Genomic DNA, 1,339 nt, shown 5'->3' with positions numbered 1-1,339 from the left:
ACAACATGTAGATTTTAAAAGGGAAAAATAGATGGCTGAAAGCAGAAAAATAGGGATGTGGTTATATAAAAACGGTGGTGGTGAGAAGATAGGAAAAAAAATTATTAAAAAACTGCAAGAGAGAGGTATAGAAGTTTTAGATGATATCAATTTACGACATGCAATTGCGAAAAATTCCCATATTGTGTATCATGGAGAAAAACATCATGGGGAAAAGCTTGATAAACTTGATCTTTTTTTCTCATATAATGCAGGGGAACAGACTCAGTATCAGATGTATCTGTATCAGGCGCTCAATCGGGTTATCCCTATGATAAACTCTTTCGATGCCTTTGCACTAACGGAAGATAAATTCCAAACATCTTTTGTACTTAGAAACAATGGGGTTAATACTGCTGATTATAAACTTTGCCACCGGGATGATGGGCATGAACTTAAAAAAATCATTAAAAAATGGGATAAAATGGTGTATAAACCAACCGATGGATGGGGCGGTGTCGGACTTACAAAAATTGAGAGTGAAGCCAACCTTGATATGTTGATGCCTTTTTTAAACCAAATGGATTTACGCTTTTTTTATGTTGAAAAATTTATTGATTATGATAATACAGATTTTCGAGTTGATATTGTTGATGGAGAGTTTGTATCGTGTTACGGAAGAAAAGCAAGCGGAACAGATTGGCGTACTAATGTTACAAGCGGAGGCAGTGTATTTTTACGTGATGCAAATGATGAAATAATTGATATTGCAAAAAAGGCGTGCAAAGTAACAGGTGTCGATATTGGGGGTGTTGATATTATTTATGACAGAACAAAAGAGGAGTATCTTGTTTTGGAGGTCAATGGTATCCCGGCATTTGCCACTCCTGAACAGGAAAAAATAGGATTGACATTTAATGATAAAAAAATCGATTTAATTGTAGATTTAATTGACAGAAAAACGAAGTAAGAGTATCATTCGCAAAAAATTGAAGGTAGAAAATTGAGACAACAATATACATCTTATCAGGAGTGTGTAGATTTTTTTCAGGCTGCACAACAAAAAAATCCAACTCTTTTTCATGTTGAAACGATAGGCTCAACATGGGAAGACAGAGAGATAATTGCTGTAACAATTACAAAAAATGTGGCTGATGCACAACAAAAACCGGCACTCTTTTATACAGGTACAATACATGCAAGGGAGTGGATAGGGATAGAACTCTCTTTATCGTTTGCAAAATATATTTTGGACCATATCGATTATGATCCACTGCTTAATACCATTTTAGATAAAACAACGCTCTATATGGTTCCATGTGCCAATCCGGATGGGTTTGAGTATTCACGAAACCATTTT

At 35.0% G+C, this 1,339-nt stretch carries 2 protein-coding genes; both read left to right on the top strand.

What is annotated here, in order from left to right:
* Positions 1-31: 31 nt before the first annotated feature.
* On the top strand, positions 32-949 hold the full coding sequence (locus tag AC30RD_RS09415) for an ATP-grasp domain-containing protein (RefSeq protein ID WP_489494286.1): 918 nt from the start codon (positions 32-34) through the stop codon (positions 947-949).
* Positions 950-982: 33 nt separating this feature from the next.
* On the top strand, positions 983-1,339 hold a 357-nt coding region (locus AC30RD_RS09410; protein ID WP_489494285.1), incomplete at its 3' end, for a M14 family zinc carboxypeptidase.

The sequence above is a fragment of the Nitrosophilus sp. genome, assembly GCF_982775275.1.
Note: the sequence above shows the minus strand (reverse complement) of the source record. Positions and strands in the feature narration are given on the sequence as shown.

Excerpts from the sequence above, each read along its gene's own strand:
- AC30RD_RS09415 (WP_489494286.1), top strand. The coding sequence starts at position 32 with ATGGCTGAAAGCAGAAAAATAGGGATGTGGTTATATAAAAACGGTGGT.